Origin of the sequence: Flavobacterium sp. (assembly GCF_035456085.1) — a bacterium.
GTDB lineage: Bacteria > Bacteroidota > Bacteroidia > Flavobacteriales > Flavobacteriaceae > Flavobacterium.
In genome coordinates, this window is record NZ_DATIDY010000001.1 from 1 (window position 1) to 4,199 (window position 4,199).

A 4,199-nucleotide genomic window follows, 5' to 3' on the forward strand; every position below is an offset into this window, starting at 1 on the left:
AAAAAGTTGTCTCCAACTTTTTCAACAAGCCGTTGGAACGGAATTCTATACTCGAAAAGTAACCAACATATAACCCTCTCAAAAGTTGTGAATAACTTTACGATGCTTTACATAGGAGTAGCTGTTATGGGCGGTATTTTATGCGATATTGTGCCAATAATGACCGCATACATTTTTACATTCAGTTTTGTTCTGGGCGATTAAATTAATTTGTTTCTCAAGTGTAGTCATTTTAATTAAGCATCAAATTCCGCATAGTATATAATTCGTTCAACTTTTTTATCGTCTGATTTGAATTCTTCAATTTTCAATAGGTCATCATAAAAATCCTGTAAAACAAAAATTTCTAAAAAATATTCAAATCCTGGACATTTTGTTTCGGCTATTATGCTCAACTGCATTTCCATTTCTTCAGGAGTCAATTCCAAAACTAAAGCTTCAGAATCTGGTAGAAATTTTCCACTATTTCTTTTTGCAAAAATTGAATGTATAATTTCTTCGGTGTCTTTATAATTCTTGCAGTTTAAAATTGCTTCACTCAATATCATTTCTTTCGATGTTAATTCTTAGTTCCTCAATATCGCCCATAACGTTCTGGCACTACAGCGGGTTTGGGGTTAAATTAAGCCCATTACTCGGATTTGCCAAATATTCCAAATACAAAACCAACTTTCCATTAAGCCAAATGCCCAAATCCGTTGTAGTGGCTGTTAGCAGTAGTTGATTTACTTCATATTTACTTGATACGGAATGTAAATCGTTGTTTCTTTTTCACCTTTATAAACCCAAGGTGGTAAAACACTTAATGCTTCTGATATTTTATAGTAAAGTAACTTTTTAGATAATTTGCTATGTTCAATTTTATGTAATTTACTTTCAGGGTCAGTTAGGACATTACTAGCAAATGTAATTGTAACATTTGAACTTTTTTCATTTACTTCTTCAAGAATAAATGTACTTGAACTATTTTCTTCTATTTTAAACTTAGCTAAATATTTTAAATCCGCATATGTATCCCAAAAATCTCTTGGAACTTCGGCGTTTTCAATAAATAAATCATATGCTAATGATGCACCACCTAAAAGTGTTGAGCCTTTAAATTTTTCATCTACTTCATTTAAGATATATTTTGAATTTGCGTAATCGTACTGTGCTACTATTTTTTTTCCCTTTTTGTCTTTGATAGTCCATAAATTAATAGGTTTATCCATTTCATATTCGCCATCAATTATGACAATTCCTTTTTCATTATAATATTTCCAAGCACCATTTTTTTTACCATTTATAAAATTACCGCTAAATTGTACTTTGCCATTAAGAAAATATAATTCAAACAAACCGTTTAATTTACCCTCGGAATAATTTATTTTATTTATTAATCCTCCTTTATAATTATATGAAATCCATTCACCATCTGGGAGGTCATTTTTAAAACTTCCAACATCTGTTGTTTTTTCTTTACAAATTCGTTCATATTTTCCATCATAAATAGGGGAGTTTTTCTCGATTTTTTCTATGCAATTACAGTAATCAAGTTTTTCTATTTGTTGACTGAATGAAAAATTTGTAAATGAGATTATTACTAATGTTAAAAGTGTTTTTTTCATATTTTTAAGGTTGTTATTTTCTGACTCTGCGGTTCAATTACTGCTAACGTTCTGGCACTACAGCGGGTTTGGGATTAAATTAAGCCCTATTTTCGGATTTGCCACATTATCCCAAATACAAGACCATTTTTCCATTAAGCCAATTGCCCAAATCCGTTATAGTGGCTGTTATGCGGGGGTTATTTTGTCGAAATTACAATTAAACCGCAAATTTTTCACGCTTCTGTTGGCACATTCCAATTTTCACGTTTCTACTTTTCGGTTCGCAATTTTCAACGTTTTATTTTCAATTATTTACTTTTCGATTTATAAATTCTGCGCAAAAAAAAAAAAAATCAAGTTTCTGCTTTTCAAATTCCAATTTTTACGCTTCTGTTTTTCACGTTTCCGCTTTCCACGTTTCTACTTTTTACACTTCACTTTTTCGTCAGTCAATTGTCAGATTCCAACTTTTCGACTTCTGTTAGCGATTCCAACTTTCACGCTTCTGCATTGTAAACTTCTTGCGGAAATCAATTTATTTTCTAATTGTTTTTATCTGCGTAATTTCGGCATAACTCCCGCATAACGTTCTCGCGCTACAAGCAGTTTGGGATTAAATTAAACCTTATCTTCGGATTGCCAAATTTCACAAATAGAAAACCAATTTCAAATTAAGCCTAATACCCAAATTGCTTGTAGCGTGTGTTACCTGATGTTATTTTAATTTAAATGTTTTTGCAATTGTTTTTATTTGTTTCATTAGTTCATCTCTTCTATCATAAACAATTCCAAAAAAAGCAACAGAACCTTTTTCATTACACAATACAATTTGATAGACACTATTTGTTTTACCTTCGAATTTTCCATCAAAGTAAATTTCGTAACCGAAATTATCTTTCTTAAAAATTTCTTTTTCAGAATATTTTGGTATTTCCATTCCTTTTGATTTTAATATTTTAATCGTTTCAAGGGAATAATTTTTTATTGCTTCTTTTCCGATTCCTGGTAATACAATGACAATAATTTGACTTTCAAAATTATTGTTTGGATTTCCTTTTCCATTTAAAGTATAATAATGTAATTGAGATCTACTTTCTGTATATAAAAATTCTGTATTGACTACATCTAAATTAAAATTATTCAATGTTTCTTTTTCGATATTTTGCTTTTTGTCAAAATATACAGACAATATAGTTTTTAAAATATTATTTCTAGCTTTTTGGTCATTTTTAGGAAATACAGCAAATATTAAAACTGCAAAATCATTGTCTCCAAAAACAAAAGTTATTTTTTCGGAATTATTTTTTTTATCCGCTCCATAATATATAAAAGCATTAAATTCATTTAATTTAAAATCCTTTTTATAATATTCTTTTGTTAGATTTCCATTTTTTACGGCAGTATCATAATATTTAAGAATTGTTGTTTTTGTGTTTTTAAAATTTGAAACAGAACCTTCTATTATTTCTATGTAAGTTTTTGTGTTTTTTTGAATACGTAATGATTTATCAACTAACTCAAAATCCTTGGGTTTTTTTATAAAAACACTTGTTCCTTTAAAATTAATTAAATCAGCATATTTTTTAGTTACAATTTCATCTGGTATTTTTAAGTCGTGATTATTTTGAGTTGTGCAACTCATTAAAATAAGTGATAGTAAAATTATAGGTATTAATTTATTCATTTTTGGTCGGTTTTTTTATAATATCAGGTAACGTTCCCTTGCTACTAGTGGTTTGGGGTTAAATTAAGCCTTATCTTTGGATTCGCCTAAACTTCCCAAATACAAAACCATTTTTAAATTAAGCTAATTACCCAAATCACTAGTAGCAAGTGTTACCAGCTGTTTATCCTATTTAATCCTATATCCAATTGTAAATTGACCGTAACCATTATGAATATCTTTTGTGCTGCCAGTTGGGAAATATACATAATTGCCTATAGAAGTTAAGCCCTGATATATTCCAAACTCAAAAAATAATTGATTTATAGTAAATCCTGTTCCTAAATTAAAGCCAAAATCAATATTTGAATCTACAATTTGGGCACTTCCGTTATTAGACTGTTTATCTACTAGAAAACCAATTTGTGGGCCAGCTATAAGATATATTTTGTTCCAAAATTTAAAGTTCAATGGAACATTTAAATAAGAAAGTTTTAAATCTAATTGATCAATTTGAGTACCATAATAATTATACTTAGTCTGTGTTCGATCTCCTACTTGGTCAAAAGCAATTGCTGGCCGAAATGCTATTTTATTATTAAGTCCAATTTCATAAGAAGCGCCTATATGCAAACCGAAGGATTCTTCAGCAAGGATTTGTCCTGCAACTCCATCTGTAAAATATGAGTAATTTATTCCTGTGAAAACATTTATTTTATTTTGAGAGTAAATAGTTGAGCAAAACATTAGAATAATAGCAATAGTAATTTTTTTCATAGTAGTAGTGTAGGTTTTTTGTTTAAATAGCTGGTAACGTCAGTCTGTGAAAAAACTTCGGTTTGATTGTAAACAAATATAGTAAAATAGTGGTGTAAAAACAGGATTTTTCGTATTTTTAAGAATGCAACATATTCTAGGAATTTCCCGCCACCAGATGCGTATTTCAA

General features: G+C 29.2%; 5 protein-coding genes. 1 reads left to right on the top strand and 4 read right to left on the bottom strand.

Features of this window, described 5'->3' with window-relative positions; translation table 11 throughout:
* Window positions 1–204 (top strand): hypothetical protein (locus VLC96_RS00005; RefSeq protein WP_325259806.1); only part of this gene is annotated, 204 nt, incomplete at its 5' end.
* Window positions 205–236: 32 nt separating this feature from the next.
* Here the strand turns inward: VLC96_RS00005 and VLC96_RS00010 are convergent.
* The 4 genes from VLC96_RS00010 to VLC96_RS00025 all read right to left on the bottom strand — a co-directional run bounded on the left by VLC96_RS00010 (window position 237) and on the right by VLC96_RS00025 (window position 4,029).
* Window positions 237–548: a hypothetical protein gene (locus VLC96_RS00010; RefSeq protein ID WP_325259807.1), complete on the bottom strand. Its 312-nt coding sequence runs from the start codon at window positions 546–548 to the stop codon at window positions 237–239.
* Window positions 549–725: 177 nt separating this feature from the next.
* Window positions 726–1,607 (bottom strand): toxin-antitoxin system YwqK family antitoxin, encoded by an 882-nt coding sequence (locus VLC96_RS00015; RefSeq protein ID WP_325259809.1) that lies wholly within the window; start codon window positions 1,605–1,607, stop codon window positions 726–728.
* 697 nt (window positions 1,608–2,304) lie between these two features.
* Window positions 2,305–3,273 carry a hypothetical protein gene (locus VLC96_RS00020; protein WP_325259811.1) on the bottom strand — a complete coding sequence of 323 codons (969 nt, stop codon included), beginning with the start codon at window positions 3,271–3,273 and terminating at the stop codon, window positions 2,305–2,307.
* 168 nt (window positions 3,274–3,441) lie between these two features.
* Window positions 3,442–4,029: a porin family protein gene (locus VLC96_RS00025; protein WP_325259813.1), complete on the bottom strand. Its 588-nt coding sequence runs from the start codon at window positions 4,027–4,029 to the stop codon at window positions 3,442–3,444.
* Window positions 4,030–4,199: the final 170 nt, after the last annotated feature.